Here is a 25,503-nt window from a genome sequence, read left to right as displayed (position 1 = left end):
TAGTCGATTCGAAGGGCGAAGCGTGGCCAAGAAGCAAGGTGCCATCGAGATCGAGGGCACTGTCGTCGAGTCTCTTCCGAACGCCATGTTCAAGGTTGAGCTCCAGAACGGCCACCAGGTTCTGGCACACATCAGCGGCAAGATGCGTATGCACTACATCCGCATCCTCCCTGACGACAGGGTCGTGGTGGAGTTGTCTCCGTACGACCTGACGCGTGGCCGGATCGTCTACCGGTACAAGTAGATCTTGCCTGTGCCTCGCTTCCGCGAGGTCATGGCACTGACCCGGAGAACCTCACCATGAAGGTCAAGCCGAGCGTCAAGAAGATCTGCGACAAGTGCAGGGTGATCCGCCGTCACGGCCGGGTCATGGTCATTTGCGAAAACCCGCGCCACAAGCAGCGCCAGGGCTGACGCACGACCGCACCTTCTGCACCCGCAGAACTTCGCGCGACGCACGAACATGTTCATACGCAGAGCCCGGATCCACTGTGCGCAGTGATCCGACACCCCCGGTCGGAGGCCGGGGACCCGGTTCGTACCGAATCTTCGAGGTGTTCACCTCGGAAGACGACGGCGGGCGGGAGCCGGTTCTGTGGAAGACCTCCGAACGACAACTGGAGCCATTGAATGGCACGCGTTTCCGGTGTTGACATCCCGCGCGAAAAGCGCGTGGAGGTTGCCCTCACCTATGTGTTCGGCATCGGCCGAACCCTCTCGCAGAAGACGCTGGCCGACACCGGCGTCAACCCCAACACTCGCGTCCGTGACCTCTCCGAGGAGGAGCTGGTCCGGATCCGCGAGTACGTGGACGGCAACTTCAAGACCGAGGGTGACCTCCGCCGTGAGGTTCAGGCCGACATCCGCCGCAAGGTGGAGATCGGCTGCTACCAGGGCCTGCGCCACCGTCGTGGCCTGCCCGTCCACGGCCAGCGCACCAGCACGAACGCTCGTACCCGCAAGGGCCCGCGTCGCGCGATCGCCGGCAAGAAGAAGCCGGGCAAGAAGTAGTCCTCAGCGGACAACGCTTCATCAGCGGTCTTCGCTGTAGGACCGACCACCTCCCCGTAGGAGTTATAGATGCCCCCCAAGGGTCGTCAGGGCGCTGCCAAGAAGGTGCGCCGCAAGGAAAAGAAGAACGTCGCTCACGGCCACGCGCACATCAAGAGCACGTTCAACAACACCATCGTCTCGATCACGGACCCCTCGGGCAACGTGATCTCCTGGGCCTCCGCCGGCCACGTCGGCTTCAAGGGCTCGCGCAAGTCCACTCCCTTCGCCGCGCAGATGGCCGCCGAGTCGGCCGCCCGTCGCGCGCAGGAGCACGGCATGCGCAAGGTCGATGTCTTCGTCAAGGGTCCGGGTTCCGGTCGTGAGACCGCCATCCGTTCGCTGCAGGCGACCGGCCTCGAGGTCGGCTCGATCCAGGACGTGACGCCCACGCCGCACAACGGCTGCCGTCCGCCCAAGCGCCGTCGCGTCTGACGCACGGTTGTCTTAGTTTTTCCTGGGTTCGGGCGGTACGGCTCTTCGGAGGCGTGCCGCCCGTACCCTTGCAGTACCAGCAGGGCATCAAATAGTGGGTGCCCATGACTGAAGGATCGCAGCATGCTTATTGCTCAGCGCCCGTCGCTGACCGAAGAGGTCGTCGACGAATTCCGCTCCCGGTTCGTGATCGAGCCGCTGGAGCCGGGCTTCGGCTACACCCTCGGCAACTCCCTCCGTCGTACGCTCCTCTCCTCGATCCCCGGTGCCGCTGTCACCAGCATCCGGATCGACGGCGTCCTGCACGAGTTCACCACCGTGCCGGGTGTCAAGGAGGACGTCACCGACCTCATCCTCAACATCAAGCAGCTGGTCGTCTCCAGCGAGCACGATGAGCCCGTCGTCATGTACCTGCGCAAGCAGGGACCCGGTCTCGTCACCGCCGCCGACATCGCCCCGCCCGCCGGTGTCGAGGTGCACAACCCCGACCTCGTCCTCGCCACGCTCAACGGCAAGGGCAAGCTGGAGATGGAGCTGACCGTCGAGCGCGGTCGCGGCTACGTCTCCGCCGTGCAGAACAAGCAGGTCGGTCAGGAGATCGGGCGCATCCCGGTCGACTCGATCTACTCGCCGGTTCTCAAGGTCACGTACAAGGTCGAGGCGACTCGTGTCGAGCAGCGCACCGACTTCGACAAGCTGATCGTCGACGTCGAGACCAAGCAGGCCATGCGTCCCCGTGACGCCATGGCGTCGGCCGGTAAGACCCTGGTCGAGCTGTTCGGTCTGGCGCGCGAGCTCAACATCGACGCCGAGGGCATCGACATGGGCCCGTCCCCGACGGACGCCGCCCTCGCCGCTGATCTCGCCCTGCCGATCGAGGAGCTTGAGCTCACCGTTCGGTCGTACAACTGCCTCAAGCGTGAGGGCATCCACTCCGTGGGTGAGCTCGTCGCCCGCTCCGAGGCGGACCTGCTCGACATCCGTAACTTCGGTGCGAAGTCCATCGACGAGGTCAAGGCCAAGCTTGCGGGCATGGGTCTTGCGCTCAAGGACTCGCCTCCCGGGTTCGACCCCACCGCTGCCGCGGACGCCTTCGGTGCGGACGACGACGCGGATGCCGGGTTCGTGGAGACCGAGCAGTACTGAGCCGCCCCGCGAGATCGCTTCGCCGGACCGGTTGAGTTGTGGCTGCGGGCGGGCTTCGGCTGGTCGCGCAGTTCCCCGCGCCCCCAAGGCGAAAAGCCAGGGGCGCGGGTCCTCCGGGCACCTTGAAAGAGGTGGTCGGATCTTCGACAGGCGATCGCCTGCTCGGACACTGACCTCGGTACCTGATACGGCCGGGGCAGACACCTAGGAGAAACACCATGCCGAAGCCTGCCAAGGGTGCCCGTCTGGGCGGCAGCGCCGCGCACGAGAAGCTGCTCCTCGCGAACCTCGCGAAGTCGCTCTTCGAGCACGGCAAGATCACGACCACCGAGGCGAAGGCCCGCCGGCTGCGGCCGTACGCCGAGCGTCTGGTCACCAAGGCGAAGAAGGGCGACCTTCACAACCGCCGTCAGGTGCTGTCGATCATCACGGACAAGAGCATCGTGCACACGCTCTTCACCGAGATCGGCCCGCGCTACGAGAACCGCCCGGGTGGCTACACCCGTATCACCAAGATCGGTAACCGTCGTGGCGACAACGCGCCCATGGCGGTCATCGAGCTGGTGGAGGCCCTGACCGTGGCCCAGCAGGCCACCGGTGAGGCCGAGGCGGCGACGAAGCGCTCCGCGAAGGACGCCGAGGTCGAGACCAAGGCCGAGGAGACTCCGGTCGAGGACGCCAAGGTCGACGTGGCCAAGGGTGACGAGGCTGCCGAGGAGTCCAAGGACGCGTAAGCGTTCTGCGGGGGACTGCTTGTCGGCGGCTGCGGCTTCGTCGTGGCTGGTCGCGCAGTTCCCCGCGCCCCTTCGGGGGCTTGCTTGAGTGGGTCCGTTCCTTTTTGGAGCGGGCCCGCTTTCGTGTTCCTGAGAGGATTTCTGGGTGAGTGACGAAGTGGCGGCCGGGCATGTACGGGTCCGGATGGACGTCTCGTACGACGGGAGCGAGTTCTCCGGGTGGGCCAAGCAGGCCAGTGGCCGCAGGACCGTGCAGGGAGAGATCGAGGACGCGCTGCGGACCGTCACGCGGTCGGGCGGGACGAACTACGACCTGACCGTGGCCGGGCGAACCGATGCCGGCGTGCACGCCCGGGGGCAGGTGGCGCACGTCGATCTGCCCGAGGAGCTGTGGGCCGAGCACCAGGAGAAGCTGCTCAAGCGGATGGCCGGACGGCTGCCCAAGGACGTACGGGTGTGGGCCCTGGCCGAGGCGCCGAGCGGGTTCAACGCGCGGTTCTCGGCGATGTGGCGGCGGTACGCGTACCGCGTCACCGACAACCCCGGCGGGGTCGACCCGCTGCTGCGCAGCCATGTCCTGTGGCACGACTGGCCGCTCGACGTCGACGCCATGAACGAGGCGGCCCGGGGGCTGCTCGGCGAGTACGACTTCGCCGCCTACTGCAAGAAGCGCGAGGGCGCGACGACCATCCGTACGCTCCAGGAGCTGCGGCTCGAACGGGGGGACGACGGTGTGATCACCGCCACCGTGCGGGCCGACGCCTTCTGCCACAACATGGTGCGGTCGCTGATCGGGGCGCTGCTCTTCGTGGGTGACGGGCACCGCGGGGCCGACTGGCCGGCGAAGGTACTGGCCGCGGGCGTGCGGGACTCCGCCGTGCATGTGGTGCGGCCGCACGGGCTGACCCTCGAGGAGGTCGGATATCCGGCCGACGAGCTGCTCGCCGCGCGGAACAAGGAGGCCCGCAACCGACGGACCCTGCCGGGAGCCGCGTGCTGCTGAACACCCGCGGATGCTGCTGAGGAGCCCCGCCCCCGCCTGCGTCTTCATGGGTACGGCACGCAGGCCGCGTACCCGCAGCAGCACGGTCAGCGGCAGCGCGAGGACCGGCCGACGTACGCGCTGCGCACCGTCGAGACGCCCGCCGAGCCCTCCTACCGCATCCCCGTCCCGCCCGAGGCGGGCCGGGACATGGGCGGCGAGCCGGCGGCAGGCCTGGATCAGCCGGGCCGTGCTGCTGTGCATCCGGCGCTGCGCGGAGCCGATCTTGTGTTGCATCTGACCGAATGGCCGCAGTTTCGCGAGCTCGCTCCCGAGTGGGCCCGCACCTTGGTCTCCCGTCCGCGGATCGTGGACGGCAGGGGGACGCTCGACATGGCCACATGGGCCGCGGCGGGCTGGGAGTTCCGGGCGCCGGGTAGACCCGCGCCGGGTGGGGAGGGTTAGGGACATGACGTACGAGACATTCGACGACGTGCGCGTCACGATCGTGATGCCCACGTACAACGAGGCCGCCAATCTGCCGAGAATGGCCGAAGCGGTGCTTCAACTGCCGCTCAGCGGGCTGCACTTGAAGGTGGTGGACGACTCCAGTCCGGACGGTACGGGCCGGATCGCCGAGGAGCTGGCGGAGAAGTACAACGCGGACGGGCGGCGCCGGATGAGCGTGCTGCACCGCACCGAGAAGGACGGGCTCGGGCGCGCGTACGTGGCGGGTATGACCGCCGCGGTCGACGAGGGCGCGGAGTACGTGGTGCAGATGGACGCCGACGGCAGCCATCCCGTGGAGGCCGTGCCGCGCATGCTGGGCACCGCCGTGGCCTCGGAGGTCGGGCTGGTCATCGGGAGCCGGTACGTCGAAGGGGGTTCGCTCGACGAGGACTGGGGGGCGCATCGCGTGCTGTTGTCGCGGTTCGCGAACCGGTATGCGCGGACCGTGCTCGGCACGAAGATCCGGGATGTCACCGCGGGGTTCAATCTGTGGTCCGCGCGGGCGTTGAACGACGTGGATCTGTACTCGCTGGACAGCGCGGGGTACAGCTTTCAGGTCGAGCTGAAGTACAAGGCCGTTCGGGCCGGGCACAGTGCGGTGGAGATTCCCATTCGGTTCGAGGAGCGGACCGAAGGGGTTTCGAAGATGACTCTTCGAACGCAGCTGGAGTCGGCGTTGGTGCCGGTCAAGTTGCGTCTTAAGAGGGACTGACCTTCGGTCGGGGGGGGCTTCGGGTGCGGGTGCGTGGGGGCCGGTCGCGCAGTTCCCCGCGCCCCTTGGGGGCCTGCGGCCCCCTAAAGGCAAAAGATTGCGCCGTTCCCCGCGCCCCTTATCCGTTGGCTGCTGCTGAAGCCTGGGCCTCGCCTCTGCGGCGGATTTGGCGGAAGGTGAATTCGGCCAGGTCGTCGCCTGTGGTGAAGACCTTGGCGTCCTTCTCGGTGACGTCCTTCGCGTTGGTGAAGCCGGCGACCGTGAAGTAGGCGTAGCGGCCGTACGAGTTCGTCGTCGAGCGGCAGATCGCTGAGCGGCAGAAGACGGGGACGCCCTCACCGGTGAGGGACTGGACGACGCTCTGCTTGTCGGCGTCGGTCTTCGCCCTGAGCGCCTTCGCCTCGTTGTCGAAGACGGCCACACCGACGGTGACGGCCACCCCGTCCTTCGAGTACGTGACGCGCATGAGGCGGGTGCAGTCGTTCTTGGTGAGAACCGGGCCGAGCGTGCCCTGGGCCGCCGACGCGCAGTTCTTCGTGGACGCCATCGCGCCCTTCTTGTAGACCGTCTCGCCCATCGTCAGCTGGGTGCCCGGGAAGAGGATGTCCGGCGCGAGCGTCGCGGTGTCCTTCTTCACATCGGATATGAAGTCCTTCGGGTCCAGCGGCGGCGGCGCGGAGGTCGCCTCGAAGGACGGACCGGTCCCGGCGGTGTCCGAGGGGATGTCCGCGGAGGCGGGCAGCTCGGAGGCCGGTTTGTTGGAGGCCTGGTCCTTGCCGTCCGCCGACACCACGGCCACCGCGACGGCCGCGCCCACGGCGATGGTGGCCAGGGCGCCGCCGCCGACCAGCATCCACCTGCGACGCCGGTTACGCGTTTCGGACGCCTCGGCCAGCGCCGCCCAGTCGGGAGACCGATTGCTCCACTGCGGCGGCTGAGAACCCGATCCCCCGGAACCCCACTGGGGTCCCCCCTGCCCAAAGCTCATGGGCCGCATCTTAGACGGGACAAGGGGACAAGGGATCCGCTGGTCCTCTCCCGCAGCACTCGAAGCACTGATGTGTCAAGCCCGAATGAGAGCAAAATGAGAGCAAGGGGGCATCTCGGAGGCCTCGGGTAGTCTCGGACCCGGTGAGCGCCTGCCCTCCGGCACGCGTTTTGACCCGTACGGGCCACCGAAGGTATTCTTGCGGTTCGTTATGTGTATTGGCTTGCTCATTCTCACGTGAGGGGCCCTTACACCGGTCCACCGGGCCGATGACCAGCGGCAGGACTCGGTTGCGTCCCGATGTCCGCCAGGGCTGTCGTGCATCGTCCGTGGTGGCCCATTGTCAGGACCCACTCACTGAAGAAGCGAAGGCATGACCGTGCGTACGTTCAGCCCCAAGCCCGGCGACATCACTCGCCAGTGGTACGTCATCGACGCCCAGGATGTCGTCCTGGGTCGTCTGGCCACCACTGCCGCGAACATCCTGCGGGGCAAGCACAAGCCGATTTACGCCCCCCACGTCGACGCTGGTGACTTCGTCATCATCATCAACGCCGACAAGGTGCACCTCTCCGGCAACAAGAAGACCCAGAAGCTGGCGTACCGCCACTCCGGTTACCCGGGTGGTCTGCGCTCCGTCCGTTACGACGAGCTGCTGGCGAAGAACCCCGAGAAGGCCGTCGAGAAGGCCATCCGGGGCATGATCCCCAAGAACACCCTGGGCCGTCAGGTGCTCTCGAAGCTGAAGGTCTACTCGGGCGACCAGCACCCGCACGCTGCACAGCAGCCGGTGCCGTTCGAGATCACCCAGGTCGCGCAGTAGTTCCGGCCACCACCCCCCTAAGACTGAACAGAATCTGAGGAGAATCGTGGCCGAGACCACCGTTGAGCAGCCGGTCGAAGAGACCGAGGCTGTCGATGTCGAGAGCTACACCACCGAGTCCGAGGCCCCCGTAGTCGAGGGCGAGTACACCTCGGAGTCGCTCGCGGGCCGCTTCGGCGACCCGCAGCCGGCCGCCGGCCTGGGCCGTCGCAAGAACGCCATCGCCCGCGTCCGGATCGTCCCGGGCACCGGCAAGTGGAAGGTCAACGGGCGCACGCTCGAGGACTACTTCCCGAACAAGGTGCACCAGCAGGAAGTCAACGAGCCCTTCAAGGTGCTCGAACTCGACGGCCGCTACGACGTTGTCGCCCGTATCTCGGGTGGCGGCGTCTCCGGTCAGGCCGGTGCCCTGCGCCTCGGCGTGGCCCGCGCGCTGAACGAGGCCGACGTGGACAACAACCGCGGCGCCCTCAAGAAGGCCGGTTACCTCAAGCGTGACGACCGTGCGGTCGAGCGCAAGAAGGCCGGTCTCAAGAAGGCCCGTAAGGCCCCGCAGTACAGCAAGCGCTAAATCCCGCTCGCTGTTTGCACGACTCGCCCCGGCGGCACGTTCTGTGTCGCCGGGGCGTTCGTTTATCACGATCTGTGGCACAACCTGTGGCACCGCTCGTGGGTCAGAGGCTGTGGGGTACCCGGTGGGGCACGTGTCGCGTGCCCCGGTCGGGTGTCGCAGCCGCGTGCCGCGGCCTTTCGGCCACAGCCTTGGAACAGGCGTGGGAGACAGACAGGCCCGGGGGATATACCTGACGTGTGCCGGGCCGGGGCGGGACCTTCGGCCGAGCCGCACATGGTGGCGTACGTGGCCGTACGCGGCCGTACGTGGCGCACGTGCAGCACATCGTGTTGCACGCCGTGTCGCACATTCTGATCAAGACTGATCGAGCCTGAGCAAGTTCGGAGGACACCAGTGGGACGACTCTTCGGGACGGACGGCGTACGTGGTGTCGCCAACGCGGATCTGACGGCAGAGCTCACGCTCGGCCTCTCCGTGGCGGCGGCGCACGTACTGGCCGAAGCGGGAACCTTCGAAGGCCACCGGCCGACGGCGGTGGTCGGACGGGACCCGCGTGCGTCCGGGGAGTTCCTGGAAGCCGCCGTGGTCGCCGGCCTCGCCAGCGCCGGAGTGGACGTGCTGCTCGTCGGCGTCCTGCCGACCCCCGCCGTGGCGTATCTCACCGGCGCCCTCGGCGCCGACCTCGGTGTGATGCTCTCCGCGAGCCACAACGCCATGCCGGACAACGGCGTCAAGTTCTTCGCCCGCGGCGGGCACAAGCTCGCCGACGAGCTGGAGGACCGGATCGAGTCCGTCTACGAGGAGCACCGCACCGGCGCTCCCTGGGACCGGCCGACCGGCTCCGGCGTCGGGCGCGTCCGCTCGTACGAGGAGGGCTTCGAGAAGTACGTCGCCCACCTCCTCGCCGCCGTTCCGAACCGCCTCGACGGTCTGAAGGTCGTCCTCGACGAGGCGCACGGCGCTGCCGCACGGGTCTCGCCCGAGGTCTTCACGCGCGCGGGCGCCGAGATCGTCACGATCGGCGCCGAACCCGACGGCCTCAACATCAACGACGGCTGCGGCTCCACCCACCTCGGCCTGCTCAAGGCCGCCGTCATCGAGCACGGCGCCGATCTCGGCATCGCGCACGACGGTGACGCGGACCGGTGCCTCGCCGTGGACCACACCGGTGCGGAGGTCGACGGGGACCAGATCCTGGCCGTGCTCGCCCTCGCGATGCGGGAGCGGTCCGAGCTGCGGTCCGACACCGTGGTCGCCACGGTCATGTCGAACCTCGGGTTCAAGCTGGCCATGGAGCGTGAAGGTGTGTCCCTCGTTCAGACCGGGGTCGGTGACCGGTACGTGCTGGAGGAGATGAAGCGCCACGACTACGCGCTCGGCGGTGAGCAGTCCGGGCACGTGATCATCCTGGATCACGCGACCACCGGGGACGGGACGCTGACGGGGTTGCTGCTGGCGGCCCGGGTCGCGCAGACCGGGCGTACGTTGCGGGACCTCGCGTCCGTGATGGAGCGGTTGCCGCAGGTGCTGATCAATGTGCCCGATGTCGATCGGTCGCGGGTGTCCACGTCCGCGGAGCTGGCTTCCGCCGTGGCCGAGGCCGAGCGGGAGCTCGGCGCGACCGGGCGGGTGCTGTTGCGGCCCTCCGGGACCGAGCCGCTTGTGCGGGTGATGGTCGAGGCTGCTGATATCGATCAGGCTCGGTCTGTGGCGGGGCGGCTTGCTGATGCGGTGAAGTCTGCGCTCGGTTGAACCGGGGGTTTTGTTCTGGGCCCCGGGCCCGGGGTGGGGGCTCGGGGAGCGTTGCGGGGTGCGGGTGCGTTGTGGCTGGTCGCGCCGTTCCCCGCGCCCCTTGGGGGCTGCGCCCCCTAAAAGATTGCGCCGTTCCCCGCGCCCCTGAAGGCGAAAGACTGCGCCGTTCCCCGCGCCCCTTGAGGGCTGCGCCCCCTAAAAGATTGCGCCCTTAGCGCCTCTGTTTTGACCAGAGGTATTTTTGGGTCAGGAGGGTCAGGGTGCCTGCCAGGGTGATGCCTGCCAGGTTCAGGAGGAGTTGGTTCGTGGAGCCGGCGGTCTGGGACGTGTCTCCGTAGCTGAGGGCGACCGCCGCGTTGGCGGCGGCCGGGACCGTGGTGACGGAGATGGCCACGCCCACCAGGAGGCCCGACTTGGCCGAGGTCAGGGAGAGCGTGCCGGCGATGCCCGCGAGGACCGCCACGACGAACGAGAACGCGTCGGGGGCGTAGACGAAGGCCGTGTTGGGCCGGTCGCCCTCCAGCATGTCCTCGGTGAACAGGCCCAGCCCGTCCATCAGCAGGCTGAACAGCACGGTCACGGCCATCGCCACCGCGAAGCCCACGAGCAGGGCCGTCAGTGAGCGCAGCGCCAGGCGCGGCCGGCGCCGGACCACGGCCGTGCTGAATCCCGCCAGCGGGCCGAACTCCGGGCCCACCGCCATCGCGCCCACGATCAGGATCGCGTTGTCGAGGACCACACCGCAGGCCGCGATCATCGTGGCGAGTGTGATGAAGGCCAGGTAGGTGACCGAGAGCGTCGACTCCTCGTGCGTCGCGTCCGTCAGCTGCTCCCACAGGACCGCGTCGACGCCCTCGCCGGGTGCGTCGTCCTCCGCCTGGTCCGCGTGCTTCGACAGCGACAGGTCGATGTCCTCGACGGCGATCGAACCGTCCGTGTCGATCTCCAGCTCGCGCAGCCCGCCGATCAGTTCGTCGCCCGCCTCGCGTGCCACATCGACGAGCACGAGGTCGCCGACGGGGTTGCGGGCGGCACCCGGCACGACCGCCAGATGGGTCGTGCCGACGGTCCTCTCGATCAGGTGGATCACCGCCTCGGTCCGGTCGGGCGGGGTGATCAGGCGCAGGTGCAGCATGGGGGCAGGGTAGCTGTGCCGGGTGACGGTGACCGGGTGCGGTCAGAGCTTGCGCAGGCTGAGCTTCTGGACCTTGTGGTCCTGGCCCTTGCGGACCACCAGGGTGGCTCTGCCCCGGGTGGGGGCCACGTTTTCCAGGAGGTTGACCTTGTTGACTGTTCGCCAGGTCGTGCGGGCGTAGTCGAGGGCCTCCTCCTCGGAGACCTGGGTGTACTTACGGAAGTACGAGGACGGGTTCTGGAACGCCGTCTCGCGCAGCCGGCGGAAGCGGTTCAGGTACCAGCGCTCGATGTCCTCCTCCCGCGCGTCCACGTACACGCTGAAGTCGAAGTAGTCGGCGAGGCCGACGCGGGTGCGGCCGTCCTTGCCGGGCAGGGCGGGCTGCAGGACGTTCAGGCCCTCGACGATCAGGATGTCCGGGCGGCGCACGGTGAGGCGCTCGTCCGGGACGATGTCGTAGATGAGGTGGGAGTAGACGGGGGCCGTCACCTCGTCCTTGCCCGCCTTGATGTCGGCGACGAACCGGGTCAGCGCCCGGCGGTCGTACGACTCGGGGAAGCCCTTCCTGGACATCAGCCCGCGCGCCTGGAGCTCCTTCGTGGGGAGCAGGAAGCCGTCCGTGGTGACCCGTTCGACCCGTGGATGCTCCGGCCAGCGGGACAGCAGGGCCTGGAGGAGGCGGGCGACGGTGGACTTGCCGACGGCGACCGAACCCGCCACGCCTATTACGAACGGCGTACCGGACTGCGACCCCTTCTCACCGAGGAAGGTGTTCAGGGCGCCGCGCAGGCCGTCGGTCGCGCCCACGTAGAGGTTCAGGAGCCGGGACAGCGGCAGATAGATGTCCCGTACCTCGTCGAGGTCGATGACATCGCCGAGACCGCGCAGTCTCTCCACCTCCTCGGCGGTCAGCGGAAGGGGTGTCTTCTCACGCAGCGCGCTCCACTGAGCACGGGTGAGGTCGACGTAGGGAGTCGCCTCCGGCCTGGGCCGGTGGGCGCTCCGCGGCAACGAGGAGACCGATGAGATCACAGTCCATTGTTACGGGAGTTTGAACGAACCGTCGGGTGGAGTCCGTCACGCCGGGCCTTTGTTCGAGCGCGTCCGGACCCTGGACCGGCGGGGGCGTACGGGCATAGCGTGCCGCCCACCCGGGAGCGAGCCGCCTCCCGGGACGCCGGTGGTGGGGATGGTCGTCATGACCGTACGTTTCCGAGTGCGTGGCCTGGTGGGCACAAGAGCCGGGCGCCGAGGCGGGCCCGGTCCGGCCGACACGGCGGGCCAGGTGTGCAGTGAACTGGCCGTCGACCTGCCGGACGAGGATCTGGGGGAGTACCTCTACGACTGCATCGACCTCTACCGGATGGGCAGCAAGCCGCGCTGCGAGGAGGTCGAGTACCTCGGGATGGTGCAGGACGCGATCGACCGCATCGAGCGCGGGGAGCGGTAGCCGGCCCCCGGCTCGGCCCGTGGCTCGGCTCGCGGCCCGGGAATTTCCGATATCGGGCACGCGGTGCCTCGGCCGGGCGCATATCGGCCCCTAGGCTGCCGTCATGTGCGGAATCGTGGGATACGTGGGGTCGCAGTCGGCGCTCGATGTGGTGGTCGCCGGACTGAAGCGACTGGAGTACCGGGGGTACGACTCGGCGGGCATCGCGGTGCTCGCCGACGGCGGGATGGCGGCGGCGAAGAAGGCCGGCAAGCTCGCCAACCTGGAGAAGGAGCTGGTGGAACGGCCGTTGCCGGCCGGTTCGACCGGCATCGGACACACGCGCTGGGCCACGCACGGCGGCCCGACGGACGCGAACGCGCATCCGCATCTCGACAACGCGGGACGGGTCGCGGTCGTCCACAACGGCATCATCGAGAACTTCGCGGAGCTGCGGGCCGAGCTGGCCGAGCGGGGGCACGCGCTCTCCTCCGAGACGGACACCGAGGTCGTCGCGCATCTGCTCGCCGAGGAGTTCTCCGCGTGCGCCGACCTCGCCGAGTCCATGCGGCTGGTGTGCCGGCGCCTCGAAGGGGCCTTCACGCTGGTGGCCGCGCACGCCGACGAGCCGGACGTGGTGGTCGGCGCCCGGCGGAACTCGCCGCTCGTCGTGGGCGTCGGGGAGGGCGAGGCCTTCCTTGCCTCGGACGTCGCCGCGTTCATCGCGCACACCCGGTCCGCGATCGAACTGGGTCAGGACCAGGTCGTCGAACTGCGGCGCGACGGCGTGCACGTCACCGGGTTCGACGGCTCACCGGCCGAGACCCGCTCCTACCACGTCGACTGGGACGTGTCCGCCGCCGAGAAGGGCGGCTACGACTACTTCATGCTCAAGGAGATCGCCGAGCAGCCGAAGGCGGTCGCCGACACGCTGCTCGGCCGTATCGACGCGAGCGGTTCGCTGACCCTCGACGAGGTGCGGATCGCGCCCAGCGCGCTGCGGGAGGTCGACAAGGTCGTCGTGGTGGCCTGCGGAACCGCCTTCCACGCCGGGCTCATCGCCAAGTACGCCATCGAGCACTGGACACGGGTGCCGTGCGAGGTGGAACTGGCGAGCGAGTTCCGGTACCGGGACCCGATCCTGGACGCGCGGACGCTGGTCATCGCCATTTCGCAGTCCGGCGAGACCATGGACACGCTGATGGCGCTGCGGCACGCGCGGGAGCAGGGCGCGAAGGTCCTGGCCGTCTGCAACACGAACGGTTCGACGATCCCGCGCGAGTCGGACGCGGTCCTCTACACGCACGCCGGGCCCGAGGTGGCGGTCGCCTCCACGAAGGCGTTCCTGACGCAGCTCGTCGCCTGCTACCTGGTCGCCCTGTACCTGGGCCAGGTGCGCGGCACGAAGTGGGGCGACGAGATCCGGGCCGTCGTACGCGACCTGTCCCGCATCGCGGAGGACGTCGAACGCGTCCTGGAGACGATGGAGCCGGTACGGGAGTTGGCGCGCTCCCTGGCCTCGAAGAACACCGTGCTGTTCCTGGGCCGGCACGTCGGCTATCCGGTCGCCCTGGAAGGCGCGCTGAAGCTGAAGGAACTGGCCTACATGCACGCCGAGGGCTTCGCGGCGGGTGAACTGAAGCACGGGCCGATCGCTCTGATCGAGGACGACCTGCCCGTGGTCGTGGTGGTGCCGTCGCCGAAGGGGCGCTCGGTGTTGCACGACAAGATCGTCTCCAACATCCAGGAGATCCGGGCACGGGGTGCGCGGACGATCGTGATCGCGGAGGAGGGCGACGAGACGGTGGTCCCCTACGCGGACCACCTGATCCGGATCCCCGCGACACCGGTGCTGTTGCAGCCACTGGTCGCGACGGTGCCGCTCCAGGTCTTCGCCTGCGAGTTGGCTACCGCCAGGGGTAACGAGGTGGATCAGCCGCGCAACTTGGCGAAGTCGGTGACGGTGGAATAGCGCCCCTCGTGGTCCGGCGGCTTTTCCTCGTCCCCGCCGCCCCTACCCTGCCCGTCACTGACTCGGGGGCCGGCCCCCGAACCCCCGGTCCTCAAACGCCGGACGGGCTGGGTGAGGGCGTCGAGAAAGGGGACGAAGACTCCGGCCGGGAAGGTGAGGGTGCCCCTTGCCGGGGTTTTTGAGTCTCGGACGGCGACTTGGGTGGATGAGTTCGCTATCTCTACGCAGTTATTGCCGTCGTCTGGGCCCGAGTAGGACGACTTCCGCCAGTTGTCCACGGGGTTCCTCACAGCTCTTTTGCCAGTCGATTGATGAAGTCGCGAGACCGTTCGGGGCTGAGCGACACGTCTTTCACCTTACGGAAGCGCATGCGGAACGCACTGAGTTGCGCATCGGAATCGATGAAAGCTGAGCCGTGGGGTACGTCACGTACCACGGTGTCCAGCTTGGGTACGTCTCCGCCCATGTACGTCATCGTGCTGGCGGCTCTGGCGAAATCGTCGAGGTCGAAGGGGATGACGCGCACGGTGACGTTGTCCGCCTCGGAAAGATCGAGGAGTTTGGCGAGCTGTGTCCGGGAGGCGGCGCGGTCACTGACTCTGATGCGTAGGGCCGCCTCGTGGATCAGCAACTCGTAGGGCTTGGTGATCCGTTGGCGCCTCAACCGGTGTTGAACGCGCAACTCCAGCTCTTCGTGCGCGAGTTGCGGGACGCGTGCTGAAAAGACCGCTCGCGCGTAGCCCTCTGTCTGGAGGAGGCCTGGTACGTACAGGACCGCGACCTCGTACATGAACGTGGCGTGGTGATCCAGCTCGGCCAGGTCCAGGAACGACGTGGGCAGCAGGCCCCGGTACTCCTCCCACCAACCGCGTGTCCGATCCGTGGCCATGCGGACCAGGGCGTCGATGAACTCCGTGTCCGTGCACGCGTAGTGCGACGCGAGGCGGCGGAGCCGTTTCTCGCTCACGCCGGAAGTGCCCAGCTCGATCTGGCTGATCTGGACAGAGTTCACGCCGAGCAGTGCTCCTGCCTCGCGGGCGCTGAGCCCTGCTGCCTCGCGGAGCCTGCGCAGCTCGACCGCCAAGCGCATCTGTCGTGCTGTTGGTTCGCGCCTTGCACTCATCGGCCGCTCCCTGACTCAACGCGCCTGCCGTCGTGACTCGTTCGGAGTCAGATTACGCGGTCCAGTTGCTAAAGCTTAAATCTAAGGTCTACTTTCGGTGATGCGACGCACACCCTGCGCCACTTTCGGGGCTCCGGAAGCGCACCACTCCGTCCTGCCGGGACGGCTGAGGCATGCCCACCGCCCGTGATCGGCCGCAGATCTCCGAAACCCCCTCACCGAACCGGAGTTGACGCATGCCTGGAATCGAGAACGACGTGCCGTGGGAGTACTCCCTCTACATCCCCAACGACCTCAGAGCGGTCACGGTCAGCCGCCGTACCCTCCGGCTGATCCTCACCATGCACGGCCTGATCCGCCACGTCGACGTGGCCGAACTCCTCGCCGCGGAGCTGGTGAGCAACGCCGTACGCCACACCAAGGGCCCCGCCGCCCTCCGTGTGCGCTGGTCGGCCGGCGTACTCCGGATCGGCGCCTGGGACGCGGACCCCGGCCCGCCGGAACCACCCTGCCCGGTCGGCGACTTGCTGGACCTCTCGGAGGCGGGGCGCGGACTGACGCTCGTCAAGTCCTGCGCCGACGAGTGGGGTTGGCATCCGCTGACCGCGAACGGCAACCGCGGCAAGTACGTGTGGTGCGAGCTGGGAACGGCGGCGTGAACGTTTCATCGCCGCTCGAATGAGTGAACGCAGATCAATTGTCTGGATCTTCAGGCTTTTACTCCACCAAGGTTGTACACATGGTCACATCAGCTCACGAGGGCATGCACCGGATCTTCCAGGAGCGGCCCGAGATCCTGGGTCCCGTGTTCGGCGTGCTGGGTGTCCCGTTCGCCGCAAAGGCGACCGTGGACGCCGTCACCACGGACGTCACGGAGGCCCGCCCGCTGGAGCGACGCGTGGACACCGTGCTGCGTATCGGCCCGTCCGACGGCGAGGACTTCCTGCTCGCGATCGAGTCGCAGTCAGGCAAGAACAAGGAGAAGGAGGCGAGTTGGGCGTACTACGTCGCATACCTGCAGTCGAAGTTCGGGCTGCCTGTGCTGCTCGTGGTGGTCTGCCAGGACAGGGCCACGGCCAAATGGGCGGTCGGCCCCTTCGACTGCGGCACGCGCGGCTGGACCGCGCAGCGGACGTATCCGCTGGTCGCCGGGCCGGACAACCTGCCGGTGATCACTGACGCGAGGACCGCGTCGAAGAACCTCGCACTGGCCGTGCTCTCAGCCGTGGCACACGCCCGCGGTCCACAGGGCAGCGCCATACTGAAGGCGATCGCCCGCGCCGTTCAGGAACTCCATCAGACGGACCCCGTAACCGCCGGGTACTTCGCCGAGTTCCTGGACATCACCCTGGGGAACACCCCAGCCGGAGATCAATGGAGGAAAGACATGACGTTCGTCAGCTACTTCCCGGGCCGGGGAACCGTCCGTGAGACGGCCTACTTGGAAGGCAAGGCAGAAGGCAAGGCAGAAGGCAAAGCGGAAGGCGAGGCGGCGGGCGAGGCCAAGGGGATTCTGTCCGTGCTTGAGGTGCGCGGCATCCCCGTGCCGGACAGCGTGCGTGAGCGCATCACGACCTGCATCGACCTCGGTCAAATGGATGCCTGGCTGCAGCGTTCCCGTACGGTCGAGCAGGCCGGGGATCTGTTCGCCGAAGACCTGGAGGCTCCGTCGAGCCTTCACGAAGAGGGCTGACGGATGGACGGTTTCGAATCGGAGAACGCTGAGGCGGACGACACCGGGACTGAGCTGTTCAACCTTTTCCAGTTCAGGACGTGGTCCCTCGCTTTGGGCGTTCCCCCCGAGAAGGTGGCAGGCGACTTCCGGAACTCGCTGGAGGATCTCAGACAACGCGGAGTTCTGACCCTCGAAGAGGTGGCCGCGCTGCGCGCCGGCTCGGCGCCGGACGCCACTGAACATCCTGCGCCGTGGGCCGCAGGTTTTGCCGAGGGATATCTCGCGGCCTGGGCTGCGGCGATCCTGCGTGTCCTGGACACCCGCGGTCTCGACTTCGGTGACGACAAGCACCTGTTCCGGCCTCTCCACGTCTCCGTCGACGCGGACCTGCTCACCCGCTTGCTCGACCGCGCTGTCACCGCGACACACGAGGGCGACCTGGTTGCCGGGGAGCCGAGTCTTCAGTAGCCGGGCGGGCCATAGGGTGCCCTGATGAGCATCATCGGGGTCGGTATTGATGTGGCCGAGATCGAGCGGTTCGCTACGTCGTTGGAGCGGACGCCGGGGATGGCCGAGCGGCTGTTTCTGGAGAGCGAGTTGCTGCTGGGCAGTGGGGAGCGGCGGGGGGTTGCCTCTCTTGCCGCTCGCTTCGCCGCGAAGGAGGCGCTGGCCAAGGCGCTTGGTGCGCCGGGGGGGCTGCGGTGGACTGATGCCGAGGTGTACGTCGAGGAGAGTGGGCAGCCTCGGCTTCGGGTTACCGGGACGGTTGCTGCGCGGGCGGCGGAGTTGGGGGTGCGGTCTTGGCATGTTTCTTTGAGTCATGACGCGGGGGTGGCGTCCGCGGTGGTGATCGCGGAGGGGTAGCCGCTCCGCGGGGGTGTTGTACGTCGTCTGCGGGTGCGTCGTGGCTGGTCGCGCAGTTCCCCGCGCCCCTGAAGGGCGAAAGACAGCAAGATTGCGCCGGTCCCCGCGCCCCTAAATGCCCCTCGCTGGCCACCTTGCCCTACATGCCGCTCAGGGCCACCATCAGGGCCGCGACTGACAGGGCCGTGCTTGCTGCGTAGGCGGCCCCTGCTGTGAGCATTGCTTGTGTGGCTGGCAGACGGTTGCGTGTTGCCAGGTAGATGATCAGGCCCACCGTGAAGCCCAGTAATGCGTGGAAGAGGGTCAGTAGCCAGCCGGTGCCCACTGCCACGGCGGCGCAGGCCGTGGCCAGTAGCGCTCCTGTCGGGGTGAGGTCGAGTCGGGCGATTCGATAGGTCACGGCACCGGCGATCGTCACCACGACCGTGGTGGCGACGGCAATCGCGAGCACATCGCTCATGGCGGCCCTTCCGATCGGCAGACTCGCAGACTCACCGGACTAGATGACTTACAGCGGCGCGCGGTTGCGTGCTGTCCCGCTGGTCTCAGGGGGTGCGGCGGGACGTGTGACCGCAGCGTACGACGACTCCCACCCACCCCCACCCAGGTGAGCGACCCGCCGCGTTTCCGGCTGCGGGCGCATGTTCCGACGCACCCCCGAACCCGACGGACGGTCGCCCCCACCCACCCAGGGGCGCGGGGAACTGCGCGACCGGCCACCCACGGTCCGCAGCCGAAGGGCACGACGTAGGGCACGCCGTGGGGGAGACTCGACGACATGCGTACCGCTTACAGCGTGGAGACGGTTCGGGTCGCCGAGCAGGAGCTGATGGCGCGGCTGCCGGACGGGGCACTGATGCAGCGCGCCGTGGCCGGGCTCACCGCCGCGTGTGCCGAGGTGCTGGGGCGCGTCTACGGCCGGCGCGTCGTGCTGCTCGTCGGCAGCGGGGACAACGGGGGCGACGCCCTCTACGCCGGAGCCCGGCTCGCCAAGCGCGGCGCCGGCGTCGTCGCCGTCCTGCTCGCCCCCGACCGCACCCACCCCGGCGGCCTCGCCGCCCTGCGCCGCGCCGGCGGGAGCGTGGTCAAAGGGGTGGAAGCCGCGGAGGAGTCCCTCCGGCGCGCCGATCTCGTCCTGGACGGCATCGTCGGGATCGGCGGCAAGGGCGGTCTCCGCCCCGACGCCGCGAAGCTCCTCGACGTGCTGGGCGAGATCCGCGCCGCCGTCGTCGCCGTCGACCTGCCCAGCGGCGTCGAGGCCGACACCGGCGAGGTCCGCGGAGCCGCCGTACGCGCCGATCTGACCGTCACCTTCGGCACCCACAAGCCGGGGCTGCTCGTGGACCCGGCAAAGGGGTACGCCGGGTCCGTACGCCTCGTCGACATCGGGCTCGCGCTGCCCGGCGAGGCCGAACTGCAGGCGCTCCAGCACGCCGACGTCGCCGCCCTGCTCCCCGTACCCGGCGCCGAGAGCGACAAGTACCGGCGAGGCGTCGTGGGCATCGCCGCCGGATCCTCCCGCTATCCGGGCGCGGCCGTACTGGCCGTCGCCGGTGCCCTGCGCGGCGGCGCCGGAGCCGTCCGGTACGTCGGGCCCGCGGGCGACGCCGTCATCGCACGGTTCCCCGAGACGCTCGTGTCCACCGGTTCGCCGGAGCAGGCCGGGCGCGTCCAGGCATGGGTCGTCGGCCCCGGCGCCGGTGACGACGCCGACGTCGTCGCGGCCGTGCTCAAGTCGGACGTGCCCGTACTCGTCGACGCCGACGGTCTGCGCCTCGCCGACCGTGACGCCGTACGGGCCCGCCGGGCACCCACCCTGCTCACCCCGCACGCCGGAGAGGCCGCCGCACTGCTCGGTGTCCCGCGCGAGGAGGTCGAGAGCGCCCGGCTGACGTCCGTACGGGAACTTGCCGAGCGGTACGGGGCCACCGTGCTGCTGAAGGGGTCAACGACCCTCGTCGCCTCCCCCGGCGGCGGACCCGTGCGGGTGAACTCCACCGGCACCGGCTGGCTCGCCACCGCGGGCAGCGGCGACGTGCTGTCCGGGCTGACCGGGTCCCTGCTCGCCGCCGGGCTCGACGCGCGGGACGCCGGCAGCGTGGGCGCGTACCTGCACGGACTGGCCGGGCGGCTCGCCGCGGACGGCGCGCCCGTGGGGGCGCACGACGTCGCCGAGGCGGTACGCGAGGCCTGGCGGGACATCGCTACCGGATGACGCCACGAACTGAACCGGATGACGCCACGAACTGAGCGGAACGCGCGCGGGCGCACACGCGGGCGTGCGCCACAACGGGCGACCCTGCCGCGCGGCTGACCGGACCTCGGCACCCTCCCGGGTTTCGCTGAGCACATGGCCCGTATCCGCAAGAGAACCGCCGCCGCGCAGCCCACCGCCCTGGTCGCCCTCGTCACCCTCTTCGCCGTGCTGTCCGGGCCGGGGGCCGCCGCCGCCCCCACAGCCCCGCCCCCGCCCCAGCCCGCGCCCGGTGCTCCCAGCGCTCCCGACGCCCCCGCACCGCAGAGCGAACTCGTGCCCGGCGTGCACCCGGGCCCGTACCAGCCCTGGCAGTTGGACACCCCCGACCAGGTGCTCGCCCCGCAGGTCTACACGCCCTCCGCCGCGGAGAACGCCGTCGAGCCGCCGCGCGCCGCCGAGGGGAGCGACGCGCTCATCGAGTACGTACCGCTGAGCGAAGCCGTCGCGCGGGAGGCCGGGGTGACGGCGTGCAGCCGGCGGACCGGGCCCCACCAGCGGCAGGTCGAACGGTGGCTGCGGCTGAAGGCGGACGGCAAGCAGTCGGCGGCGGACTGCCGGGCCGTGCGGGCCTTCCAGAACAAGCAGGGCATCCGGCCCGACACCGGTTTCGCCGGGCCCGTGACCTGGGGCCGGATGCAGCTCCTGTCCGCCGCGAAGGCGCCGAACGCGGCCGGCAGATGCCCCGTACGGGCCGGTCGCGTCGCCTGTGTCGACCTCGGCCGGCAACTGGTCTGGGTGCAGAAGGGCAAGAAGGTGGTGTTCGGGCCCGTGCCGGTCCGCAGCGGCAAGGCCGGGTACCGGACCAGGACCGGCTGGTTCAAGGTCTACTGGAAGCACAAGAACCACTGGTCGACGCTGTACAACACCCCCATGCCGTACAGCCAGTTCTTCAGCGGCGGCCAGGCCTTCCACGCCATCTACGGCAGCGTGTACAGCCCGCCCGGATCGCGGGGCTGCGTCAACATGCGGCTCGCCGACGCCCGCACCCTGTGGAGCAGGCTCTACACGGGCGACCGCGTGTACGTGTGGGGCCGCAAGCCCGGTACCTGAGACCTGATGGTCACCAATCGATACCCGGGACCCGGTACCCGGAAGTGGTGTCGGACCCCTCTGAGACACTGGTCGGCGATGACTGAGACAGCACCCGCGCGTGCCCGCGCCGAGATCGACCTGGCCGCTCTGAGGGCCAATGTGCGGACCCTGCGCGCCCAGGCGCCGGCCGCCGCCCTCATGGCGGTGGTCAAGTCCGACGCGTACGGGCACGGGGCCGTGCCGTGCGCCCGCGCGGCCCTGGACGCGGGAGCGACCTGGCTGGGCACGGCCACTCCGGAGGAAGCCCTCGCCCTGCGCGCGGCCGGGCTGCCGGGGCGGATCATGTGCTGGCTGTGGACACCGGGCGGGCCCTGGCGGGAAGCCGTCGAGGCCGACCTGGACCTGGGGATCAGCGGGCTGTGGGCCCTGCGCGAGGCCGCGGAGGCCGCACGGGCCGCGGGCCGCACCGCCCGCGTCCAGCTCAAGGCCGACACCGGACTCGGGCGCAACGGCTGCCAGCCCGCCGACTGGGCCGAACTGGTCGCGGAGGCGCGGCGGGCCGAGACCGAGGGCCTGGTCACCGTCACCGGCCTGTGGTCGCACTTCGCCTGCGCCGACGAACCGGGGCACCCCTCCATCGCCGCCCAGCTCACCCTCTTCCGCGAGATGCTCGCCCAGGCGGAGGGAGCGGGGCTGCGCCCGGAGGTGCGGCACATCGCCAACTCGCCCGCCACGCTCACACTTCCCGAGTCCCACTTCGACCTCGTACGGACCGGGATCGCCACGTACGGCATCTCGCCCAGCCCCGAACTGGGCACCGCCGGAGACCTCGGGCTGCGGCCCGTCATGACGCTCTGGGCCTCGCTCGCGCTGGTCAAGCACGTGCCCGCGGGCCACGGCGTCAGTTACGGACACCACTACGTCACCGCCGGCGACACGACCCTCGGCCTCGTGCCCGTCGGGTACGCGGACGGCATCCCGCGCCACGCCTCCGGCACCGGGCCCGTCCTGGTCGGCGGCAAGTGGCGGACGGTCGCGGGACGGGTCGCGATGGACCAGTTCGCGGTCGACCTCGGCGGGGACGAACCGCCGGTCGGCGAGCGGGCGGTCCTCTTCGGGCCCGGCGACCACGGCGAGCCGACCGCCGAGGACTGGGCGCGGGCCGCGGGCACGATCGCGTACGAGATCGTCACCCGCATCGGAACCCGCGTACCGCGCGTCTACGTGAATGACTACGTGAACGAGTAACCAGCGGGGTATCCGCATAAGTGCGGAGCACGGCACGCCCCCCGAAAAACGTAGAAGCCGTAGAAGACGAAGAAGACGAAGAAGAGGAGCGGTTCGTGAGCGAGAGCAGCGCGGAGGCAGCGGTGGAAGCGGCCACGGCCGCGGCCTCGGCGGTCTCCGCGGCCGGGCCCGCGAACTGGCGCAGGGCAGGCGTCGCCGGCGCCGCGATAGGCGTGGTCGCCGCGGGCGCCGCCGCCGGAGTCGCCATAGAGCGGCTCACGGTCGGCCGCGGCATGCGCAGGAAGGCGCGGCTCGCCCTCGACTCGGCCGGTCCGTACGGGGCGTTGCGCGGCATGCCGGGCAAGGCCGCCGCGGACGACGGCACCGAGCTGTACTACGAGGTCGACGAGGTGGACACCGACACCGCGCTCGCCCCGCGCCGCCGCCGGCTCTTCGGCCGCAAGGCACCCGCCCCGGTCACCGTCGTCTTCAGCCACGGCTACTGCCTCAGCCAGGACTCCTGGCACTTCCAGCGGGCCGCGCTGCGCGGAGTCGTCCGGACCGTCCACTGGGACCAGCGCAGCCACGGGCGCTCCGGGCGGGGCGTGGCCCAGATCCGGGACGACCAGCCGGTCACCATCGACCAGCTGGGCCGCGACCTGAAGGCCGTCATCGACGCGGCGGCGCCCGAGGGACCGCTCGTGCTCGTCGGCCACTCGATGGGCGGCATGACGATGATGGCCCTCGCCGACCAGTACCCCGGCCTGATCCGCGACCGCGTCGTCGGCGTGGCGCTCGTCGGTACGTCGTCCGGGCGGCTCGGCGAGGTCAACTTCGGGCTGCCCGTCGCGGGCGTCAACGCGGTGCGGCGGATTTTGCCCGGAGTGCTGAAGGCGCTCGGGCAGCGGGCCGAACTGGTCGAGCGCGGGCGGCGGGCCACCGCGGATCTGTTCGCGGGCATCATCAAGCGGTACTCGTTCGCGTCCCGGGACATCGACCCGGCGGTCGCGCGGTTCGCGGAGCGGCTGATCGAGGCCACGCCGATCGACGTGGTCGCCGAGTTCTACCCGGCCTTCACCGACCACGACAAGACCGAGGCGCTCGCGTACTTCGCCGATCTGCCCGTGCTCGTACTCGCCGGGGTCAAGGACCTCGTGACGCCGAGCGAGCACAGCGAGTCCATCGCCGATCTGCTGCCGGACGCCGAGCTGGTGCTCGTGCCGGAGGCCGGGCACCTCGTGATGCTGGAGCATCCGGAGGTCGTCATAGACCGGCTCGCGGACCTGCTGACCCGCGTGGGCGCCGTGCCCGCAGGGGCTACCGTTGGTGGCTATGGAAGCACCAGCAGCACCGCGCAACCCGGCTGAAACCGGTGCCGTGACGGCCGTGCAGGCCGTGACCGCAGAGATCGTCGTCAACTCGCCCGAGCAGATGAAGGAGTTGGGCCGCAGGCTCGCCGAGCTCCTGCGGGCCGGGGATCTCGTGATGCTCACCGGCGAACTGGGCGCGGGCAAGACGACGCTGACGCGCGGGCTCGGGGAGGGGCTCGGGGTCCGCGGCGCGGTCACCTCGCCGACGTTCGTGATCGCCCGCGTGCATCCCCCGCTCGGGGGTGGGCCGCCGCTCGTCCACGTCGACGCGTACCGCCTGGGCGGCGGGCTCGACGAGATGGAGGACCTCGACCTCGACGTGTCGCTCTCCGACTCCGTGATCGTCGTGGAGTGGGGCGAGGGGAAGGTCGAGGAGCTGACGGACGACCGGCTGCATCTGCTGATCCACCGGGCCGTCGGGGACACGACCGACGAGGTACGGCATGTCGTCGTGACCGGGGTGGGGGAGCGGTGGGGGTCTGTGGATCTGGGTGTGCTCTCCGTCTGAGGCCTTGAAGCTCTGAGGTCCTTGGGGCGGGGTTCGGTTTGTACGTTCGCCCCAACATTCCGACAGGGCGTCGGGAAGATGTTGCGGCGGAGGGCTTCGGCGTGTTCACATGGGCGGAGGAGTTGGTTAGGTCTACCTAACCATGTTTGCTCCCGGAGCTCTTCAGGAGGCCGCGATGCCTGCGTCTGCGTCTGCGTCGGAACGTGTTCCTTCTGGGGCCGGTGGGGTCTCGGTGTCGGTGGGGGAGTTACTTGCGGTGGGTGGGCTTGTGCGGGCTGTGTCCGTGCCGCCGCCACCACCGCCTGCGCCTGTGCCTGCGCCTGCGCCTGTGCCTGCGGCGGCTGGGCGGGATGAGCGGCGGGCGGCCTAGGGTCGTTTGCGGGTGCGGGCCGGTGGGGGTTGGCCGCGCAGTTCCCCGCGCCCCTTGGGGGCTGCGCCCCCGAAAAGATTGCGCAGTTCCCCGCGCCCCTGAAGACAAAAGTCTGCGCCGTTCCGCGCGCCCCTGAAGACGGGGGACCGCGCCGTTCCTCGCGCCCTGAAGGGCGAAAGATTGCGCCGTTCCCCGCGCCCCTGGTGGGGCTTGGGCGGGTGGGTGGGTATACGGGTGGGGGAATCGGTTACTTGATTACTGTGACCCTCGTGCCGATCGTGGCGAAGTCCCACATTGCCGCTCCGGCGCCGCGTGGCTCGCGGATCGCGCCCAGTTTGCGTGCGGGGTCGGGGGGTGTCACCGAGCCGTCCACCGCCGCGCTGAAGCCGATCGCGATGCCGTCCAGGCCGGCGAAGCGGACCACGTGTTCCACGGCCACACCGTCGGAGCCGACGATCGTCCCGGAGCGTGACGTGACGACGTACCGGGCGGGCAGCGGATCGACCGTACCGGGGCTGACCCGGAACGTGAGCCTGACCTTGTCGCCCTCGTCGACCAGCCACACCCGGTCGTCGTCCAGCGAGTAGACGACCCGCTGCCCGGTGCCCGAGTCGCCGGGCAGAGCCGTCGGATGGTTCTTGTCCCGGGGGGCCTTCGACGCCGTGGCCGGCAAGGACGCGGCGGCCCGCGGGGTGGACAGGTCGGCCGGTGCGTACGCCGACGCCTGGTAGGTGAGGAAGCCGATCACGGCGAGCGCCACCGCGGTGAGCACGGCCACGATTCCCGAGCTGCTCCGCATCACCTGGGTGCCCACCTCTCGTACGATCTTCGATCT

28 protein-coding genes and 2 pseudogenes are annotated in these 25,503 nt (G+C 69.3%); 23 read left to right on the top strand and 7 right to left on the bottom strand.

Features of this window, described 5'->3' with window-relative positions; genetic code table 11:
• Window positions 1-22: 22 nt before the first annotated feature.
• The 9 genes and pseudogenes from infA to ACZ60E_RS29390 all read left to right on the top strand — a co-directional run bounded on the left by infA (window position 23) and on the right by ACZ60E_RS29390 (window position 5,569).
• A complete protein-coding gene (infA, locus tag ACZ60E_RS29430; RefSeq protein WP_003948620.1) occupies window positions 23-244 on the top strand; it encodes a translation initiation factor IF-1 in 222 nt (73 codons plus the stop codon).
• A 56-nt stretch (window positions 245-300) separates the two neighbouring features.
• Entirely contained in the window at window positions 301-414 is a 114-nt protein-coding gene (gene rpmJ / locus ACZ60E_RS29425; RefSeq protein ID WP_003998809.1) for a 50S ribosomal protein L36, read from the top strand.
• A gap of 216 nt (window positions 415-630) precedes the next feature.
• A complete protein-coding gene (gene rpsM, locus ACZ60E_RS29420) occupies window positions 631-1,011 on the top strand; it encodes a 30S ribosomal protein S13 (protein WP_328495912.1) in 381 nt (126 codons plus the stop codon).
• Between the two features lie 69 nt (window positions 1,012-1,080).
• Window positions 1,081-1,485, top strand: a complete 405-nt coding sequence (gene rpsK, locus ACZ60E_RS29415; protein ID WP_003956432.1) for a 30S ribosomal protein S11 — start codon at window positions 1,081-1,083, stop codon at window positions 1,483-1,485.
• Between the two features lie 123 nt (window positions 1,486-1,608).
• The gene (locus tag ACZ60E_RS29410; protein WP_003966937.1) at window positions 1,609-2,631 is read left to right on the top strand and encodes a DNA-directed RNA polymerase subunit alpha; all 1,023 of its coding nucleotides are present in this window, start codon (window positions 1,609-1,611) and stop codon (window positions 2,629-2,631) included.
• Between the two features lie 218 nt (window positions 2,632-2,849).
• Window positions 2,850-3,365, top strand: coding sequence for a 50S ribosomal protein L17 (gene rplQ, locus ACZ60E_RS29405; protein ID WP_384801266.1), 516 nt, complete (start codon window positions 2,850-2,852; stop codon window positions 3,363-3,365).
• 145 nt (window positions 3,366-3,510) lie between these two features.
• Entirely contained in the window at window positions 3,511-4,368 is an 858-nt protein-coding gene (gene truA / locus ACZ60E_RS29400; protein WP_384801269.1) for a tRNA pseudouridine(38-40) synthase TruA, read from the top strand.
• A gap of 246 nt (window positions 4,369-4,614) precedes the next feature.
• Window positions 4,615-4,812, top strand: a pseudogene (locus ACZ60E_RS29395) (UDP-glucose 6-dehydrogenase); the annotation flags it as partial.
• Window positions 4,813-4,816: 4 nt separating this feature from the next.
• Entirely contained in the window at window positions 4,817-5,569 is a 753-nt protein-coding gene (locus ACZ60E_RS29390) for a polyprenol monophosphomannose synthase (RefSeq protein ID WP_469444364.1), read from the top strand.
• Between the two features lie 118 nt (window positions 5,570-5,687).
• Here the strand turns inward: ACZ60E_RS29390 and ACZ60E_RS29385 are convergent, their stop codons facing one another.
• On the bottom strand, window positions 5,688-6,557 hold the full coding sequence (locus ACZ60E_RS29385; RefSeq protein ID WP_384801278.1) for a hypothetical protein: 870 nt from the start codon (window positions 6,555-6,557) through the stop codon (window positions 5,688-5,690).
• Window positions 6,558-6,936: 379 nt separating this feature from the next.
• Here ACZ60E_RS29385 and rplM point away from each other — a divergent pair, with 379 nt between their 5' ends.
• The 3 genes from rplM (at window position 6,937) to glmM (ending at window position 9,706) form a co-directional block, all read left to right on the top strand.
• Window positions 6,937-7,380, top strand: a complete 444-nt coding sequence (gene rplM, locus ACZ60E_RS29380; RefSeq protein WP_369233862.1) for a 50S ribosomal protein L13 — start codon at window positions 6,937-6,939, stop codon at window positions 7,378-7,380.
• 46 nt (window positions 7,381-7,426) lie between these two features.
• Window positions 7,427-7,951, top strand: coding sequence for a 30S ribosomal protein S9 (rpsI, locus tag ACZ60E_RS29375; protein WP_425924248.1), 525 nt, complete (start codon window positions 7,427-7,429; stop codon window positions 7,949-7,951).
• A gap of 396 nt (window positions 7,952-8,347) precedes the next feature.
• On the top strand, window positions 8,348-9,706 hold the full coding sequence (gene glmM / locus ACZ60E_RS29370) for a phosphoglucosamine mutase (RefSeq protein ID WP_453791343.1): 1,359 nt from the start codon (window positions 8,348-8,350) through the stop codon (window positions 9,704-9,706).
• 211 nt (window positions 9,707-9,917) lie between these two features.
• On the opposite strand, the gene ACZ60E_RS29365 is transcribed toward glmM, so the two are convergent.
• Window positions 9,918-10,841 (bottom strand): DUF389 domain-containing protein, encoded by a 924-nt coding sequence (locus ACZ60E_RS29365; protein WP_469444361.1) that lies wholly within the window; start codon window positions 10,839-10,841, stop codon window positions 9,918-9,920.
• Between the two features lie 42 nt (window positions 10,842-10,883).
• Window positions 10,884-11,873, bottom strand: a complete 990-nt coding sequence (gene coaA, locus ACZ60E_RS29360) for a type I pantothenate kinase (RefSeq protein WP_210882058.1) — start codon at window positions 11,871-11,873, stop codon at window positions 10,884-10,886.
• 166 nt (window positions 11,874-12,039) lie between these two features.
• On the opposite strand from coaA, the gene ACZ60E_RS29355 reads away from it, so the two are divergent.
• Together ACZ60E_RS29355 and glmS are read left to right on the top strand one after the other, a co-directional pair.
• Window positions 12,040-12,291 (top strand): hypothetical protein, encoded by a 252-nt coding sequence (locus ACZ60E_RS29355; protein WP_384801287.1) that lies wholly within the window; start codon window positions 12,040-12,042, stop codon window positions 12,289-12,291.
• Between the two features lie 103 nt (window positions 12,292-12,394).
• Window positions 12,395-14,242, top strand: a complete 1,848-nt coding sequence (gene glmS, locus ACZ60E_RS29350) for a glutamine--fructose-6-phosphate transaminase (isomerizing) (RefSeq protein ID WP_384801290.1) — start codon at window positions 12,395-12,397, stop codon at window positions 14,240-14,242.
• 95 nt (window positions 14,243-14,337) lie between these two features.
• Here the strand turns inward: glmS and ACZ60E_RS29345 are convergent.
• Both ACZ60E_RS29345 and ACZ60E_RS29340 read right to left on the bottom strand, forming a co-directional pair.
• Window positions 14,338-14,520, bottom strand: a pseudogene (locus ACZ60E_RS29345) (DUF397 domain-containing protein); the annotation flags it as partial.
• A gap of 8 nt (window positions 14,521-14,528) precedes the next feature.
• Window positions 14,529-15,365 (bottom strand): helix-turn-helix domain-containing protein, encoded by an 837-nt coding sequence (locus tag ACZ60E_RS29340; RefSeq protein WP_469444358.1) that lies wholly within the window; start codon window positions 15,363-15,365, stop codon window positions 14,529-14,531.
• 236 nt (window positions 15,366-15,601) lie between these two features.
• Between ACZ60E_RS29340 and ACZ60E_RS29335 the strand changes: the two genes are divergently transcribed.
• The 4 genes from ACZ60E_RS29335 (at window position 15,602) to ACZ60E_RS29320 (ending at window position 17,904) form a co-directional block, all read left to right on the top strand.
• On the top strand, window positions 15,602-16,024 hold the full coding sequence (locus tag ACZ60E_RS29335; protein ID WP_469444357.1) for an ATP-binding protein: 423 nt from the start codon (window positions 15,602-15,604) through the stop codon (window positions 16,022-16,024).
• A 104-nt stretch (window positions 16,025-16,128) separates the two neighbouring features.
• Entirely contained in the window at window positions 16,129-17,058 is a 930-nt protein-coding gene (locus ACZ60E_RS29330; RefSeq protein ID WP_469444642.1) for an RpnC/YadD family protein, read from the top strand.
• 3 nt (window positions 17,059-17,061) lie between these two features.
• Window positions 17,062-17,508, top strand: a complete 447-nt coding sequence (locus ACZ60E_RS29325; RefSeq protein WP_469444356.1) for a hypothetical protein — start codon at window positions 17,062-17,064, stop codon at window positions 17,506-17,508.
• A 24-nt stretch (window positions 17,509-17,532) separates the two neighbouring features.
• A complete protein-coding gene (locus tag ACZ60E_RS29320; RefSeq protein WP_210882064.1) occupies window positions 17,533-17,904 on the top strand; it encodes a holo-ACP synthase in 372 nt (123 codons plus the stop codon).
• A 139-nt stretch (window positions 17,905-18,043) separates the two neighbouring features.
• Here ACZ60E_RS29320 and ACZ60E_RS29315 read toward each other — a convergent pair whose 3' ends face one another.
• Window positions 18,044-18,364: a hypothetical protein gene (locus ACZ60E_RS29315; protein WP_469444352.1), complete on the bottom strand. Its 321-nt coding sequence runs from the start codon at window positions 18,362-18,364 to the stop codon at window positions 18,044-18,046.
• Window positions 18,365-18,682: 318 nt separating this feature from the next.
• On the opposite strand from ACZ60E_RS29315, the gene ACZ60E_RS29310 reads away from it, so the two are divergent.
• The 5 genes from ACZ60E_RS29310 (at window position 18,683) to tsaE (ending at window position 24,298) form a co-directional block, all read left to right on the top strand.
• Window positions 18,683-20,119 (top strand): NAD(P)H-hydrate dehydratase, encoded by a 1,437-nt coding sequence (locus tag ACZ60E_RS29310; RefSeq protein WP_469444350.1) that lies wholly within the window; start codon window positions 18,683-18,685, stop codon window positions 20,117-20,119.
• Between the two features lie 135 nt (window positions 20,120-20,254).
• Window positions 20,255-21,211, top strand: a complete 957-nt coding sequence (locus tag ACZ60E_RS29305; protein WP_469444348.1) for a L,D-transpeptidase family protein — start codon at window positions 20,255-20,257, stop codon at window positions 21,209-21,211.
• A gap of 78 nt (window positions 21,212-21,289) precedes the next feature.
• Window positions 21,290-22,441 (top strand): alanine racemase, encoded by a 1,152-nt coding sequence (gene alr, locus ACZ60E_RS29300; protein ID WP_453791334.1) that lies wholly within the window; start codon window positions 21,290-21,292, stop codon window positions 22,439-22,441.
• A 95-nt stretch (window positions 22,442-22,536) separates the two neighbouring features.
• Entirely contained in the window at window positions 22,537-23,787 is a 1,251-nt protein-coding gene (locus ACZ60E_RS29295) for an alpha/beta fold hydrolase (protein ID WP_469444346.1), read from the top strand.
• Window positions 23,753-24,298: a tRNA (adenosine(37)-N6)-threonylcarbamoyltransferase complex ATPase subunit type 1 TsaE gene (gene tsaE, locus ACZ60E_RS29290; protein ID WP_469444344.1), complete on the top strand. Its 546-nt coding sequence runs from the start codon at window positions 23,753-23,755 to the stop codon at window positions 24,296-24,298. The genes ACZ60E_RS29295 and tsaE overlap by 35 nt, the downstream gene beginning before the upstream one ends.
• A gap of 617 nt (window positions 24,299-24,915) precedes the next feature.
• Here tsaE and ACZ60E_RS29285 read toward each other — a convergent pair.
• Complete coding sequence (locus ACZ60E_RS29285) at window positions 24,916-25,470, bottom strand: hypothetical protein (protein ID WP_469444640.1); 555 nt, start codon at window positions 25,468-25,470, stop codon at window positions 24,916-24,918.
• Between the last annotated feature and the right edge of the window lie 33 nt (window positions 25,471-25,503).

The sequence above is a fragment of the Streptomyces sp. NPDC102514 genome (assembly GCF_055584525.1).
Note: the sequence above shows the minus strand (reverse complement) of the source record. Positions and strands in the feature narration are given on the sequence as shown.

What these genes read in the sequence shown, in the direction of transcription:
- ACZ60E_RS29365 (WP_469444361.1), bottom strand. Translation starts at nt 10,841, where the DNA reads ATGCTGCACCTGCGCCTGATCACCCCGCCCGACCGGACCGAGGCGGTG.
- ACZ60E_RS29410 (WP_003966937.1), top strand. Translation starts at nt 1,609, where the DNA reads ATGCTTATTGCTCAGCGCCCGTCGCTGACCGAAGAGGTCGTCGACGAA.
- ACZ60E_RS29315 (WP_469444352.1), bottom strand. Translation starts at nt 18,364, where the DNA reads ATGAGCGATGTGCTCGCGATTGCCGTCGCCACCACGGTCGTGGTGACG.
- glmS (WP_384801290.1), top strand. Translation starts at nt 12,395, where the DNA reads ATGTGCGGAATCGTGGGATACGTGGGGTCGCAGTCGGCGCTCGATGTG.
- tsaE (WP_469444344.1), top strand. Translation starts at nt 23,753, where the DNA reads ATGGAAGCACCAGCAGCACCGCGCAACCCGGCTGAAACCGGTGCCGTG.
- ACZ60E_RS29320 (WP_210882064.1), top strand. Translation starts at nt 17,533, where the DNA reads ATGAGCATCATCGGGGTCGGTATTGATGTGGCCGAGATCGAGCGGTTC.
- ACZ60E_RS29385 (WP_384801278.1), bottom strand. Translation starts at nt 6,557, where the DNA reads ATGAGCTTTGGGCAGGGGGGACCCCAGTGGGGTTCCGGGGGATCGGGT.
- ACZ60E_RS29305 (WP_469444348.1), top strand. Translation starts at nt 20,255, where the DNA reads ATGGCCCGTATCCGCAAGAGAACCGCCGCCGCGCAGCCCACCGCCCTG.
- rplQ (WP_384801266.1), top strand. Translation starts at nt 2,850, where the DNA reads ATGCCGAAGCCTGCCAAGGGTGCCCGTCTGGGCGGCAGCGCCGCGCAC.
- ACZ60E_RS29340 (WP_469444358.1), bottom strand. Translation starts at nt 15,365, where the DNA reads ATGAGTGCAAGGCGCGAACCAACAGCACGACAGATGCGCTTGGCGGTC.
- ACZ60E_RS29310 (WP_469444350.1), top strand. Translation starts at nt 18,683, where the DNA reads ATGCGTACCGCTTACAGCGTGGAGACGGTTCGGGTCGCCGAGCAGGAG.
- rpsK (WP_003956432.1), top strand. Translation starts at nt 1,081, where the DNA reads ATGCCCCCCAAGGGTCGTCAGGGCGCTGCCAAGAAGGTGCGCCGCAAG.
- rpmJ (WP_003998809.1), top strand. Translation starts at nt 301, where the DNA reads ATGAAGGTCAAGCCGAGCGTCAAGAAGATCTGCGACAAGTGCAGGGTG.
- alr (WP_453791334.1), top strand. Translation starts at nt 21,290, where the DNA reads ATGACTGAGACAGCACCCGCGCGTGCCCGCGCCGAGATCGACCTGGCC.
- ACZ60E_RS29335 (WP_469444357.1), top strand. Translation starts at nt 15,602, where the DNA reads ATGCCTGGAATCGAGAACGACGTGCCGTGGGAGTACTCCCTCTACATC.
- ACZ60E_RS29330 (WP_469444642.1), top strand. Translation starts at nt 16,129, where the DNA reads ATGCACCGGATCTTCCAGGAGCGGCCCGAGATCCTGGGTCCCGTGTTC.
- ACZ60E_RS29325 (WP_469444356.1), top strand. Translation starts at nt 17,062, where the DNA reads ATGGACGGTTTCGAATCGGAGAACGCTGAGGCGGACGACACCGGGACT.
- rpsM (WP_328495912.1), top strand. Translation starts at nt 631, where the DNA reads ATGGCACGCGTTTCCGGTGTTGACATCCCGCGCGAAAAGCGCGTGGAG.
- ACZ60E_RS29355 (WP_384801287.1), top strand. Translation starts at nt 12,040, where the DNA reads ATGACCGTACGTTTCCGAGTGCGTGGCCTGGTGGGCACAAGAGCCGGG.
- ACZ60E_RS29390 (WP_469444364.1), top strand. Translation starts at nt 4,817, where the DNA reads ATGACGTACGAGACATTCGACGACGTGCGCGTCACGATCGTGATGCCC.